Annotated in this window: 9 protein-coding genes and 1 pseudogene; 4 read left to right on the top strand and 6 right to left on the bottom strand. The window is 54.7% G+C overall.

Translation table 11 applies throughout. The annotated features are described in order from the left end of the window. Positions 1-95 precede the first annotated feature (95 nt). From CMI59_RS08510 to CMI59_RS08500, 4 genes and pseudogenes are all read right to left on the bottom strand, one after another. Entirely contained in the window at positions 96-338 is a 243-nt protein-coding gene (locus CMI59_RS08510) for a helix-turn-helix transcriptional regulator (RefSeq protein WP_293327248.1), read from the bottom strand. 156 nt (positions 339-494) lie between these two features. After that, positions 495-962, bottom strand: a pseudogene (locus tag CMI59_RS16890) (TniQ family protein); the annotation flags it as partial. Beyond that, positions 962-1,972, bottom strand: coding sequence for a TniB family NTP-binding protein (locus CMI59_RS08505; protein WP_293327245.1), 1,011 nt, complete (start codon positions 1,970-1,972; stop codon positions 962-964). The pseudogene CMI59_RS16890 and the gene CMI59_RS08505, both read right to left, overlap by 1 nt. Next, positions 1,941-4,658: a DDE-type integrase/transposase/recombinase gene (locus CMI59_RS08500; RefSeq protein WP_293327243.1), complete on the bottom strand. Its 2,718-nt coding sequence runs from the start codon at positions 4,656-4,658 to the stop codon at positions 1,941-1,943. Before CMI59_RS08500 ends, CMI59_RS08505 begins: the two co-directional genes overlap by 32 nt. Before the next feature lie 1,009 nt (positions 4,659-5,667). Here CMI59_RS08500 and CMI59_RS08495 point away from each other — a divergent pair. Genes CMI59_RS08495 through CMI59_RS08480 form a run of 4 tightly spaced genes read left to right on the top strand, consistent with a single transcriptional unit; the run spans position 5,668 to position 12,440 of the window. Then, entirely contained in the window at positions 5,668-7,185 is a 1,518-nt protein-coding gene (locus CMI59_RS08495; RefSeq protein ID WP_293327241.1) for a Wadjet anti-phage system protein JetA family protein, read from the top strand. Then, complete coding sequence (locus tag CMI59_RS08490) at positions 7,166-7,807, top strand: DUF4194 domain-containing protein (RefSeq protein ID WP_293327238.1); 642 nt, start codon at positions 7,166-7,168, stop codon at positions 7,805-7,807. Before CMI59_RS08495 ends, CMI59_RS08490 begins: the two co-directional genes overlap by 20 nt. Then, positions 7,804-11,304, top strand: coding sequence for an SbcC/MukB-like Walker B domain-containing protein (locus CMI59_RS08485; protein WP_293327235.1), 3,501 nt, complete (start codon positions 7,804-7,806; stop codon positions 11,302-11,304). The genes CMI59_RS08490 and CMI59_RS08485 overlap by 4 nt, the downstream gene beginning before the upstream one ends. Then, positions 11,301-12,440 (top strand): Wadjet anti-phage system protein JetD domain-containing protein, encoded by a 1,140-nt coding sequence (locus tag CMI59_RS08480; RefSeq protein WP_293327232.1) that lies wholly within the window; start codon positions 11,301-11,303, stop codon positions 12,438-12,440. The genes CMI59_RS08485 and CMI59_RS08480 overlap by 4 nt, the downstream gene beginning before the upstream one ends. A 132-nt stretch (positions 12,441-12,572) precedes the next feature. Here the strand turns inward: CMI59_RS08480 and CMI59_RS08475 are convergent, their stop codons facing one another. After that, a complete protein-coding gene (locus CMI59_RS08475; protein ID WP_293327229.1) occupies positions 12,573-12,767 on the bottom strand; it encodes an MbcA/ParS/Xre antitoxin family protein in 195 nt (64 codons plus the stop codon). 58 nt (positions 12,768-12,825) lie between these two features. Next, positions 12,826-13,876: AAA family ATPase (locus CMI59_RS08470; protein ID WP_293327227.1), on the bottom strand; the 1,051-nt coding region annotated here is incomplete at its 5' end.

The raw sequence follows: 13,876 nt of genomic DNA, 5'->3' as shown, positions 1-13,876 counted from the left end.
GGCCGATGAACTCCGTCTCGAGGTCCTCAAGCTCGCTAAACGCTGGAAGCCGAAAACAAGCCGATGAAATAAGTCGGGTGTGACTGGGACACCGCTTACGATGTATTGGCGAGGTTCGCGATATTCACCAAGTGAGGCAGCGTCGGCGAGTTCTTGGCATTCAACCAGGGGCTGATGGTGGATTTACCTACGCCTAATGCTTCAGCAAGGTCTATTTTGCGTCCACCAAAGCCAACGTTACAAATGACGTTTAATGAATGAGCAAGATTTTCGAGACTCCATTGATGTGCCTCATCTCCGTCAGCAATCCAGTCTCCAATGGTTCTCGCAACCGCCATCTCCTGGATTGACGCTTCCTCACCTTTGGCATCCCCATCACCTCCAAGCCAAGATCTGCACTTTCTACAAAACCCCAGGCGCGAGTGCGTATAGTACTGAGATCGGTGTCCTATGTAGCCTCCACAAAAGGGGCAGGCTGATACCAATTTGACACCATGGTGGATACAAGCCGGCGTCGTAGAAATCTCCCATGCCAGCTTCGAGTACACTGCTCCTAGCAGACGCTGTTCATTTAGGCATAACGGGCACCACTTTCTTGGTTGGTTGCCTTGCCCTTTGCTTGGCAAGAAGGGTTTGTAAGATGACAACGTTAGCCGTGAAAGGTGGCTAAGCCCGGTAAGTTCCTCAATGGCAGAGATAAGTGCCTGCGACGGAGTGCCTAGTATCGTGTTGCGTTTCGCCCTCATCTTTCGGTCTCTCATCTCCTCGGGCGCAAGGTATTCGTATAGGAACTGGGCTAGGCAACTCGGTCTTACCGAGTGTTCCCAAGACAGGCGCAGGAGGTAGGAATACAGACTTTCGCAATCCGGCGTGTCTGTTCCAATGGGAGCGATTGGGCAGAGCCTGGTGCGACGCGGATAATACTTGTGGTGGACAAACTGGAGAGCATCATTCTGACGCATCAAAGGCTCCAAATTTCGTTCTCGGCAATCAAACGCTCGCCATCCAGTGTCTCATTGAGGATTTTCCTGGTTTGGGCTTTGCGCAAGAGGGAATACTGAAGGACGCTGGGCGACCACCTTCCTCCTTCGTGCCGGAGAGAGCGGGAGTATGCCCTCTGCAGCGAATGCTTAAGCGTTCCGATACAGCCAACGGATGCCTCCATTAGAGCAGGCAGATAGGGATCGAGAACTACTTCTGGCTCAAGATTCATGCGTTTCGCAAGAGCTCGTGCGACATTGTTGAAGTGTCGCTTTCCTCCATTTGCATCTGTGGTGTACCTTGGCAAATGGACAACATGGCACCGCCTTGCAAGTTGTCCGTTGACGGAAATAATTTCGTATAGGTCATATGAGCCCACCAGCACAAACTTTGTTTGTGTCATGTCAGATAATGACTTTAAGGCATTAACCTGCTCCGAAAGTGCGCGCCCATTCATGATGTGGGCGGCCTCATCGACAATGACGTACCGAGTCTGACGTGCTTGAAGCGCTTTGCCGGTTGCCACTCGGAGAGCCGAGAGCTTCATCGTAGGAGCGCTCAAGCGTAGCGGTAGGTCATAGCCACCACTTATACATTCCGGTGTGAGCTTTTGATCAATCATTGGTTCGCCCAACGCTTCAAGAATGATCTCGAAAAAGTCAGCCATCGAGAAGGCTCTGTCGCCGAGCGAGGGAGCGGAAACCATAATTGCCGGATTAAAAAAGGGGTCAGCTTTCAGCTGATCAAGATACTCTCGCGCCGTTTCCTGAATAAGCTGCTCACAGGTGGCAGACTTGCCCACACCAGGTGGCCCAACCAGAAGTGCCACGTTGATCCCGCTATTTGGTGAGACGGCATCCTGAATTTCTTCCATAGCGTTTAGCATGGACGGATGCTTTACTTGGGTGCGTGCGAATTCTTTGACGCGTTGACGAATCTCTTTTGTTGAGATTTCGCGATTAGTCCGGGAAGATGTCGTACGAGAAGTCATCCTGATCATCCTCTTCTGGAGTTTGGTTTGGAAGCCATGCCGAGTAGTCGATCTTTGGCATGGGGAACGGGGTGTCACTCGCAAGTTCTTCTTCGGGTGTGACGGACGTCATGCCAATCGGTCCGTATACTGCCCGCGATGCCATAGCTTTCTGCCGCAACGCGTCCGGAAAGGTGTCGAACTCTGCGCTTGCGATGTGCTCGACGAGTTTCCTCGGAGTAACTTCCGCCCTTGAGAATGTCTTTCGACGTATGAGTTCTTGGCTAAAGGCTCGGAGGAGGGCGGGGGTGAAGTTGGCCAGTCGTTGGAAATGCACAGACCGACATTCAATCCAGTGGTTGTCGATATAGGCGTAACAGACCCGAACATCCCAGGGGTCGTATTTCACCGGCACTTTGGATTGCCAATGGGCCGGACGGTCCAGCTCTGGATGATAGTAAAAATCGCCGTTGAGGCGTATGCCTCGACCTTTCGAAACTGTTCGGACCCCTTCACGTGAGACAGTCGGGCACGTTAAAATTTTGAAGGTTCGATCGAGCGGAATGTGGATGTGCGTGCGGCTGCCGGACATGGTAATTCCGGTTTCGAATGCTTCCGAGGGGGGGCGTAAAACGGCAGGGTGTTCCGTGTTCGCGTAATGCTGGAACAGCCACTTCTCTAGCGCAGTATAGAGCGCCTCAAGATACCATTTTGCATGTCGCTTCGGGTCAACGGATTTCGTACTCTCTCGAGCTTTACGCATTATCTGCGTATTGCCCTCTAGATTATGAAATAACCGCTTATTTGCTATGCCGAACAGGCGTTCGATCACGCCGCCTACGCGAGGTTTCTGACCGGGGCGCCATTTAATTGAGACGCCGAACATAACTGTGATTGATCGAAAATCTCTGGATGTCAGATCGGAGCCTCGGTCGACGACTACTGTTTCCGGAAGCCGGTTGAAGCGTCTCACCATGTCGCGTAGCACCATGAAGCTGGATACGCGGCTCGCCGGGGAGTAGCTCAGATAAAAGCCAAGGATCTGTCTTGAGTAGGCGTCAATGGCTATCGTTAGCCAAGGTTTCCCCAGATTTCGGCCCGTTTCTATGCAAACAAGTTCAAGATCGCACTGAGTATGATCAATATGGACTGCCTCGAACGGGCGTGAACCGTGAGGTGAACCGATATATCTGTCGGGAGGGTCATCACGGTAGAGAAAGTTTGCTAGTGACTCCTCCTTATTGGCGAGCCGTTTTCCGCTACGTTTGGTAATAGCTAATTGGGTGCACTGTTCGTCGATAGCCTTCAGGAAGACTGGCTCTGAAGGAGGTGTAAGGCCATCCTTAATGCATTCGGCGACAAGGATCTCATAGCAGCTCCTCTTGGAGCGATTGCGTGCGTTGTAATATTTGGTATCGATGACCTGATGCATGATCTCGATCACCTCGTCGGGCAACCTCCTCTTCCTATTCCCTTTGTCGCGGTGACGGGGCACCAGCGCGCGGATCATTGACGGTCTGTCGTGTGGATCGATATCTCGAATGCGGGCCTTCCAGCGGCCGACAGTGCTGGGTGACGGCGCCCAGCCCGGAATTTTCTCGCCCTGCACTATGCGAAGTCGGGCAAATGCTATTTCGCGTTCTTCCTCTGTGAAGTCCGCGATAGAGCAGCGTACCCCCCGTTCCGAACAACTGTCCTGATGGATGACCTTCAGTCGGCTGTCGTTTTGGAATTTGTGGAGGATATGAAGTTGAAGTGTCTTTTGTGCGCCGGCTTCGTTCTCAAGAACAGCCTCAGTATCGATGAGATAAGAAATCCTGTAGCGGGTCCCATCCAGTGATATCACCGCGCCTTCGGATAAGCTTTGAGGTGTGGCGTACCAACCGTCAGGGGGAAGCGCTTCAGTTGAGAGTTTGAATATCTCGAGCGCTACCTCATCCGGGAAAACACGTGCTCTTACAGGATCGCCGAGACGGTCGTTCTCGAAGTCGAACGCTACAAGGCGATCTGCAATTGCTTTGCGGATTTCATCGCCCGTGAAATCGTATCGTTGGACGAGATCAGCAATGGTGATGAAACCATTCTTCTGCAGTACTGCTCTGAGATGAGATAGCCGCTCGGGATCGATTTTTGGCGCTGTCGGTAGAGTAAAGTCAGCAATGTCCCTGAGGTTTTCGACAAGGATTTGATTGATTTCGAGGTCGGATCGGACGCGATAGCCAATCCCGGTTCCCTTCAAATGCTCTTCGACGTCCCGCCGACGAAATACACCCTCGGGCCCTTCAGTCCATGTGTCAGGCGAACGCTTTGTTAGCTTGCGCAAACGCGCCACCGGCTTGAGTTCCCACAACTCAATGCCGTCATATCGAATTACCAGCACGTCCGGTGTATGTTGCCGCCTTTGATGTCGGTTCCGAAAATCGTCGTGGATAAGGATGTCGAGTGTGCAAGGCTGAAGGTAGTAAGCCAGAGTGCTAGGGTCATATTCGAGCTGAAGCGCAAAGGGCGCCTCCACGGTGTGGCTCTCGCATAAATACACCCGATCCATTTTCAGGCTCATGTACTGCTGGATGACATTTGAGCCGCTGGATCGGACAGCGCGGACAGGGGCTCCACCACGTGAGTGAACCTCATGAACAAGGTGGCGACCGTATTCATCAAGAGCTTGGTATGAGGGAAGGCTTTGAAGCTCAAGCTCGCTAAGCAACGCGCCCTCCTGATAGAATGTGGAGGGAGTTTTGACCGGCTGCCAACGCCTTAACCTGGAGGAAGGGCAGTCGGATTTTGCGTTTATAGAGTTCGGATTGGCCCTGAAATTGATGCAAGAGCTTTACCAAGGGCATTCTAGGAGAAGGTCGTCCGCACCGATGTCGTATCAGCAAGCGAAACATGGCATGCGCTCCTCGTTCGCACGTGACACCATCAGAAGACAAAGCTCTCCTGTGGCGCCGAACGCGCAATTTTGTTGCATGCGCTGTAATGCTGAGATATTTTGATCTCAGCGTTGGGTAGCAGCGCAATTTTTTGCCGACACGCCAATGTCGGCCAGAAGGCCCGCCTCGAGCGGGCCTTTTTCATTTTTGGGCTAGTTGGATTTGGTAAGTCAAGAATTCAGCACAGATAGGATGCATGTCTTCAAATTAGTAGAGTGGCTTAAGAAGATAAGAAAATGGTCCAAGTAGTTACTTGGACTCCAAATTTCCTATACTACTGCCGCTACTTGCTGGACGCTGCATCTATATATAGTAGGCCGAAAAATTCTAAGATTAAAAAGGCCCAAATGTATGGGCCTCATCTTCGCATGCGTGCAAAACAATACTTGCCAGCCTATAATATAAATAAAAACAATAATTTAGTCGGATTTTTAAGAATTTTTCGGTCCTAAAGCAATCTGGATAAGTTTTAGGTCTTTTCCGCAGTCAACTGCAAATTTGAAATCCATTTTATGAACGAATCGGATCGGGCGCTTTGCTGCTGAGAGGGGGGAGAAGCAGATAGTGGGTAGGTCGAGTGGAGCTCTCCAGAGGTCCTTGAGTTCATGACGGTGTGGGCGCGTTTAGCAGGTGGCGCTGCATATGCGCGGTAGCGTTTGGCTGGTTCAGAGCATTAAGAAAGTCATTGAATTCAAGTATGCGGACCTTCGCCAGAAAGGCTCCTTGTTGAGGCGTAAGAGGCCCCCTAAAGTATAAATTTTGTTTGCAGAACATGAGAGCAAATTGCTGCTGTTTGACCAGCTTCCTCTTGAGATATTTCAGCCCTTAGCCCACGGAAATAAACTCCTCTTCGCTAAAGTGCTGGAAGACCTCTATCGCCGGTTCTTCGAGGAACAGGACGCACCTCGTCGTGCCGAAGTCGAGCACGCGATTTATCAAACACTCACGGAAAACCTCGATCTCTGGGTAGATGAAGAAGAAACGCTGCTTGGATTTGACGATCTGAAGGTCGCAGGGTCCGGACGGCGTTTGCGGCGCCGTAAGAGGAAGGGCGATGGCAGCTCTGGGACTGATCTGGCGATGGCACGATCTCGCCACATCTACACCCGTCTCGTGAACTGCGGCTGGCTGGAAGAGCAAGAGCAGGGTGTCCAGATCCTTGTGGAAATGCCGTTTGCCCCGACGCTGCTGCTGACGCGCCTCCTGATGCTCAAAGACGGGATCTCGTTGAAGGTGGGCGGGGTCGTCGCTGCTGCGAAATCAAGCCTGGAGGCCGCAGTTGCCAATCCGCAGGAATCTGGGCTCGCGGTGATCCAGGCCGCGCGAAATATTGAGGAATTCGTCACCACTCTTCGGGCAATCCAGTCCTCGCTCAGAAATGTGGAAAAGAGCTTTCTTGAGCGGGCCTCGCGGGATCAAGGGGTGGAACTTCTAATCGAAGGCTTCGTTGAAGGGCTCCTGCTCAAGGATTTCAAACTCATTTATGAGGGCACCCACCCATATGCCCACCGCGGGCAGATCATTCGTCTGACCGACGACATTCTTGACGACGAGGACCGGCTCCGGGAGTTAGCTGCAACCTATCAGGTGGCGGGTGAAGCGGGGAGCTCTTCCGGTGCCATCAACCGGGTGCGCGAAGATATCGACAAGATCCGAATGGGCCTCTCCCGCATGGAAGACGGTTTCTCCCGGATTCGGAATTTCAAATGGCGACTGGAGCGCCGGCTGACCGATGCGGTGCGCTACATGGAGCGAGACATCGGAGCTTCGGCCACCCGGGCGGTGAGACTTGTGCAAGCGCTAGATCGGCTTGGCGATCGCGATGATTGCCCCGGGCTAATGCGGCCGCTGGAGATACCGTATGGGAAAGAGCGCCTAGTTCGTCCCAAGATAAGGAAGCAGCGCATCGCACCGCAGGCGATTGCTGTTCCAACGGAGGATCCGCTGGACGCGTTTCGGGCCAGAATGGAGGCGCAGCATCTCCAGATGGGGACCGTGACGCGTGCAGATGTACGAGAGTTTCTGCGCCGGCGAGTCGCTCGAGGAGAAGCAACTGACGGGCGACTTCTCGTGGTGAAAGAGCCCAAGGATTTTTTTGTGATGATGCACTTGATCCACTCTGCTCATCACATCGGTGAAGGCTACGAAGACGGAGACCCGGTCGGGCTTTTGAGTGCCGAGTACGAGGTGATCGCCATGGATCCATCTAGCCCGGATGGATGGATCGAGAACGAGTGGTTACGGGCCCCGAACTTCAAAATTGTTGACCTGGGAGATGCGAATGGTACGGCCAATTCCTGACCTGGAAGAGGAGCTTGGCGACCGAGGCAAGGACCTGATGGCCGCCATGTCGCTTCTTGCCGAGAAGCAGTTCGTCTATGCAGGAGATCGTCGCGGCGGCGCGGCCTATCGCGTGCTTTCGGATCCCTCATTCGGGGATTTCCTTGAATCCTACTTTCACCTGCTTCACCGTCGCTTTGTTGTGAATGATCAGCATCAGTGGGCTGGCCTGCTTCCGGATATGGACAGGGCAAGCTGGATGAAGATGACGACGAAGGACACGCAGGTTCTTCTACTCCTGGCCATCCTTTGGCGTGAGGCCCTGTCGAACTTCGAGTGCGACGAACGAGCTGTCTACCGGACCTCGTTGGAGGCAATCTTCACCCGCTATCAGGATCTGATTGGGGAATATCAGAAGTCACCCATATCCCGTCCGCAAATGCTCGATTATCTAAAAGATCTCCATCGTCGTAGCCTCGTGAAAGTGCACGAGCTCGACGCAGAATTCGACGATTACGAGGTCGAGATCCGCCCGATTGTAGATGCGCTGGTTGATGAACGCGCCATGGCTCGCCTTGAAGAGTTCGCAGAGGCCGCTGGCGCGGGAGAGCTGACGGATGTCGGCGAGGAGGACGAGGAATGAAGCTCTCCCGTATTTTCGCAATGAACTGGTACAGTTATCCGCTGCTCGAAGTGGATGTGGTCGGCGTTACGGCGCTGCTGGGTAAGAATGGCTCCGGAAAGTCGACGCTCCTCGACATGATGCAGGTCGTGCTGTCCGGGGCGAATATGAGGCTTACCAAGTTCAATATCGCTACAGGGGAGGGAAAGTCCCGGCAATCAGGTGAGCGCAGAACCCTCAAAGGATATGTCCTCGGAAAACTGGCCAACGAGGAAGAAGCGTATCTTCGGAATGAAGAAACGCAGACGCTTGTGGCTTTGGTTTTTGAAGATGAAGAGACCAGAAAATACGTGACGATCGGCGTCGCTCTGGAGGCGGAGCCTAAAGATACGACAGCGACTGTTCGCGCACTCTTTGTGGTGGATGGCGCCCGCATCGAGAAATCGGATGTAGGCGCTATCGACGGTGAGGCATTTATCCCCTTCGAGCTCGACGAGGTCCTCGAACGACTTCACGAGAAAGGTGTCGAGGCAGGCGGCGAGGGTTTGGATCGCGCGAAAGACTGGAAAAGCTATTGCCAGTCCTATCTTTACCTCCTGTCCGGCAAGCGGCGGAGCTACCAGGAAGGCGAGATCAAGCAGCTCCTGAAGACCCTGCATAAGGCGCTCGCCGTAACGGGACAGGCCGAGAATCCCACTGAATTCGTAAGGCAGTATATCCTCGAGGACGATCCGATCGACCTTAGGGGGTTACGGAGCTCGGTTGACAGGTTCAGAGAGCTGCGGAATCACGTGGAGCTGCTTCGGCAGCGCCTGAACTGGCTGCAGCCTTTGTCTCGCAAATGTGCCGAATATCGCGAGGAACTCGAGGCGCAGCAGACGATGGGGCCAATCGTCGATCTAGCCAGATGGTGCGACCTGAAGAGGCGAGTCCTTGAGGGACAACGCGACGAGCGAAACATGATGGCTCGAGAAGACGCGCTCAACGAAACTATCGGCAAGATCGAAAGTAGAAAACGAGAAGCGTCGGAAGAGCTCGTGGCGGTGCGCCGGCAGCTGAATGCGGACGGCGCCGACACGAAGCGGAGCGAGGCGCAATTAAGAATCAAGCAAGCGCAGTACGAACTCGTGCAAGCGCGAGAAAACGCGAACAATCACTACAAGACGCTTATGCAGCGGTTGCCGCGTTTGTCTGGTGAGTGGCTCGAAAATCATACCTCTCTGCGGACCGTCGCTGGGACCCTTGCCGATAGTCTCCGGGGGCGCCGTCCGCACGAGTGGGCGGATGACGCCATGACGCTCGAGCCGGATCTCGCGCGTTTTTTCGATCTTCTCCAGAAGGCGGCGCCGGACCATGAGCGGATCACCACCAAAGTGCGGGTGGATGCAAATCATGTCGAAGAAAGAAAGCGCGCAGCGGAATCCGAGCTGAGAGAAGCGAGGGAGGGACGCATTCAGGTATCTCCCCAGGTACGAGCGTTTCAAGCGCAGCTGAAGGGGGCTGGAATCGACTCGAAGCTGCTGTTTGAGGCAGTAGAAGTGGTGCGTCCGGATTGGCTGCCCTCGGCGGAAGCGCTCCTCGGATGGGATCGTGAAGGCGTCGTTGTAGCGGCAGGGCAGGTGCAGCAAGCGTTTCAGATATATAAAAGCCTTCGGCGCGACGAGGCGCGGGATGTTCGGATCTTCGCCACTCAAAAGCTTGAGGATCAGCCGGATGAGGCGCCGGCGGAAAGCTTAGCATCGGTCGTTACCAGTGATGATCCGATTGTGCGGAAGATTCTTGTCTCCAGGTTGGGCCGGGTACGGCTTGCCGCAAGCACTGCAGACTTCGATGAGAAGGGTCGGTCCGTCCTGCAAGTACAACGGGATGGAGAGCTCAGGATCATTTTCGATGATGGGCTCACCGTTCGGGATATGCAGGTTCTCTCGCCGAAGCTCGGCAAGGGGGCTGCCGCGGCAAATATCCCGCGTCTTGAGGCGGAAGTGACAGCGCTGACGCGAGAGCTTAGCGGGCTCGCCGGTCAACTCGCCGAACTGCAGAAGATTGAGAGGGATATTCAGGCCCTTGTCGATTTGGCCGACTCTAGGCGCCCGTTGACCGATGATGCGGAACTCATGAAGGCGCTTCACAAACGCTTGGCAGATGCGCAGGAAGAGTATGAGAGGATCGGAGATTTGATCGATCCCGAATTGCAGGCCAAAGAGAAAGATCTATTGGGCGGCATGGATGCTCTCGATCGGGATCTCGACGACCAAAAAGACGTGCGTTCGAAATTGCGCGAGAGGCTTGCAATCGTACGAAGCAAACTGGAGGGCGAGGTGATGCGGCCCGGTCTCTTCGCACAGGCAGAAGAAGCGCGTGAAAAGTTTCTCCGGAATAGCGGGCAGTTCGGCACGACGAATGGGGAACGTGTGCTCTCAGGCCTGGTGCGCATGCACGACTTTGCCCGACGGATGGGTTGTGGCCGAAAATACACCAACGTCACCGAGAAAGCAGAAGATAGAAGGCTTGAGGCGGACAGGGAGGTGATCCGGCTTCGTGGAGAAATCCGGGAAAGCGATAAGGGGATTGGCCGGTATTTCATCGAATTTGCGTTGGCTCGGCCGGAGAGTGACTTCGAGACGATTCAATCGATCGGCGAGTATGTGGATGCTGAGGTCGCGCGGATTCGAGACAATGTGTTGCTCGAGAAAGAACGCGAAATGCGCCACGCAGCCGAAAGTGCCGAGGATATCTTCAAGAAGGAGTTTCTTGGACAGATCCAATCCAGATTGGACGCGACCGATAAGGCGGTGCGCGATCTGAACAAGAACCTTTCCGGTCGCGTGTTCATCAACAAGACCTATAGGTTCAGCAGTCACATGGCGCCGAACCTTGCGCCGATAGTGCGCCTTGCGAAGAAAGCGCAGGAAGACGCGTCATTTGCATTGCCGCTGTTTCGTGCGACCGGCAGCAATGATGACGAATACGAAGCAGCTTTCGAGATCATAGAGCAGATGCTCGAAGATGACGCGATGGATCTCACCTATTACGAGGACTATCGCAATTACAACGTGTTCGACCTGATCTCGAAGGACGTTTCGACCGGATACGAGACGAATTCGAGCGACCGAGCAGGCACAGGGTCCGGCGGGGAGCTCGGGGCGCCGGCCTACATCGCGATTGGCGCAGCGTTGGCCGCTGTCTATTACGGCAGCGTGAAGTCTGTGGAGGCGCCCTTTGGTGTTGCGATGTTCGATGAAGCGTTCCTTCGCCTGGATGGACCGACGCAGCGCAAGCTCATCGATTTTTTCGGGTCGCTCCAGCTTCAGACTATTCTCGCCGCTCCGCCGGACAAGCGGCAGGTGGTTGCGGAAGTGGTCGATACGATTCTCGATATTCGTCGCTCGGACAAATACTCATACGTGAAGCCAATGTATCTCAAGGAAGGGGCGCGCGAAGCGTTGAGGAAGGAGAACCCGGACAACTGGAACGAGGAAGAGCTTCAGAAAAGGATGGCGTCTGAGGCGGCCGAATGACCACTGCCGACGAATACCTCGCGCAGGCGCTCGACAAGTATGAGCGCAACCGAAAGTCCGATCGGGTTTTTGTGAATGTTGCCGTCGAGAAGACGCATACGGCGGTGGTTAAGCTCGAGAAAGAGTTGGCTGAGGTCGAAGCGGCCGGGATCATTGAATGCCGGCGCAAACGTATACCAGGAGGGATGATCGAAAAGTTTAAGCTCCTCTCGCCGGAAGCCGCATATCAGCGATTGGGAAGGGTGCCGTCCTGGGAGAGCAGCGCCAATCGGTTGGAGGGCCTCAAGGAGGGGGCGGAAGAGGGGCTGAGGCGAATACTCGAAGAGATCGAGTCATCCTGGTCGCGAAATGTAGCTTGGGTTGGTTCTGATGTGCGCCTGGCTCCCGGGGATACCGAAGATCTAGGCAACGCGGTGAAGATCGCGCGAGAGCTTGTGCGCCTAGATAAGGCAATCGATTACCGCACCTTGTCCTTGGCTGCGGGCTGCTCGTCCAAGGCGCTTGAGCACTCCGAGGATCTGGTGGCTGTCGTTGCTGCAGCTTTGAGCGGGCGTGACCGGGACGGGCGGTCCGCGCGGGAGTTTCTAGGAGAATTGGGCGCGGAGAAGTTGTCTCAGGCAGTCTTCGTCGCGGCACCCAAGTCACTCCCGGTCAGTTACATCGGGTTGCCGCCTGAAGAGATCCGGACGTTCAAATTTCAGACGGCGGACTATATTCTCTCCATCGAGAACTGGGTTTCGTTTGTTCGCTATGCTCGCGAAGTGAGGGACAATGGGATTGTCTTTTACTCCGGGGGATTTCCCTCCCGGAGTTGGCGCCAGGCCTACCTTGACGTGGTGACTCAGCAGCCCACTGCAACAGCGTTTCACTGGGGGGATATTGATGAGGCGGGGGTCCGAATTGCGTCGTCCGTTCTTGGAATAGCTCAGCAAGTCGGTTTAAAGGTTGCACCTCATCAGATGTCACGCCGAGTTGCTGAAGCACAATCTGGGTCCGTGCCACGAAAGGAGCGGCCAGCAATTCAAATACCTGCATTGGCGACCGCTGATCTCGATGACCTGTGGCGTTGGCTTATGTCTCCTGAAGGAAAGCCCCTGGAGCAGGAGAGTTTGGATCCAATAAGCCCGATTTCGTAGGCTGGCTTTTGTCGAAATTTTGTAGTCATCGGACCTGGGTGCGCCACGAGAAGCGAATATAGAGGCTCTTGAGAAACGAAACTGGTTGGGGGGGGAGGCCATAGGCCTGCCAGTTCATTTTTCTACAGCGCTTCAGGTGTAAACACCGAAGTAGATCCGGACGAGATAGGTCGCTACAGCTTCCCTTCCTTCGGCGGTTCCCGTGAGTTCGATCGGTCGTTGCTGGTTGAGTCCAATCGCCGGGCGCTTCATCCAGGCCTGAGCATCCTCTGCCGAGCCGAATACTTTGGTGGCAAGCGCAAGAATCTCTTCGTATGTCGGTTCCATTGTCTCTTGCCCTCCTCGAAAGCCGCTCTGATGGTGTGTGTGAAACGTCTCGGAACTCCTAGTGGAGCTGGCGATTAATGCCTTCTGACCTGATCCATGCAAACAGACCAGCCCGGAGGCGCCTGACCGACGCGCCATTCATAAAAGCAGTATGAAGTAGGGCTTCAACTTCCTTATTGCGCGTGGGCAGCACCGTTGGATCGATGCCGAGTTCCAATGCAATATCTCTTTGAAGGCACCGGATGACGGTCGGGTAGTGTTCTTCTTGTGGGCCACCCACAAAATGAAGGCTGACACGATTCTTCAAAGGCGGCTTGATCCCCTCGATGCTGTTTGCCAGCGATATCCAGCTCACTTCTCCGACATTGACGCTGGTTAGAAGGCACTCATCGAAATATCGCGACGCTGTCTCCGGTTCCAGAAAGTTAAGGAGCGTTGCCTGGGCATCTCCGTTCTGACTGGGACAAGCCTTTTCGATTTCATCGACGACGACGATTGGATTGGCGGTATTTGCCTTTCGCATGGCGATGACCGGGAAGCAAGGTTGTGTGCTGTGCCATCCTCTCGCGGTTCCCGCGAGCATCCTGTTGTCGGAGGAGCCCGCCACCGTGATCGAGGCATGTCCGGTACCGCTGATCTCACCTAGGCGACGCGCGAACCTGGATTTGCCGCACCCGGGTGGACCAACAACCAGGAGTGGCGGGATGCGAAACCATGGCTTTCCAGCGGTGCGCCTCAATTCGATCGTGTCTGCAATCTGGGAGATTAAATCCTCAAACCAGGGAAACTCGGCGAGTAGAGCTTCCTCCAGTTGGGAGGGCGAAAGCCGGCTTCCGGCCAGTGGAAGTGGTTCACGCAGGGTAGCGTAGCGCTTCGTCAGCTCCTTTCCCTGGACACTGTCCGCGTCTCCTATCTCGGTCAGTATCCGAAGAGTTGGCCTGTTGTTGTTGACGCCGAAGCCATCGGGCGACTCCCACTGTCTCGTTCCGAGTAGGTCGGAATGATCGGCGTTCATGAGTTGAACCGCCTCGGCCAGCGACGAAGCCGACCAAATGGGATCGGATGACCGATCCTGCCACTCCAATGCTGCGATGCTCGCTTCTTTGCGT

Source organism: Parvibaculum sp. (assembly GCF_002684405.1).
GTDB lineage: Bacteria > Pseudomonadota > Alphaproteobacteria > Parvibaculales > Parvibaculaceae > Parvibaculum.
The sequence above is the reverse complement of the archived record's forward strand: the minus strand, read 5'-3'. Positions and strand labels throughout refer to the sequence as shown.

Bases quoted from the DNA above. Each gene is read 5' to 3' on its own strand.
- CMI59_RS08510 (WP_293327248.1), bottom strand. From the start codon at position 338: ATGGCGGTTGCGAGAACCATTGGAGACTGGATTGCTGACGGAGATGAG.
- CMI59_RS08505 (WP_293327245.1), bottom strand. From the start codon at position 1,972: ATGACTTCTCGTACGACATCTTCCCGGACTAATCGCGAAATCTCAACA.
- CMI59_RS08490 (WP_293327238.1), top strand. From the start codon at position 7,166: ATGGTACGGCCAATTCCTGACCTGGAAGAGGAGCTTGGCGACCGAGGC.
- CMI59_RS08485 (WP_293327235.1), top strand. From the start codon at position 7,804: ATGAAGCTCTCCCGTATTTTCGCAATGAACTGGTACAGTTATCCGCTG.
- CMI59_RS08480 (WP_293327232.1), top strand. From the start codon at position 11,301: ATGACCACTGCCGACGAATACCTCGCGCAGGCGCTCGACAAGTATGAG.
- CMI59_RS08475 (WP_293327229.1), bottom strand. From the start codon at position 12,767: ATGGAACCGACATACGAAGAGATTCTTGCGCTTGCCACCAAAGTATTC.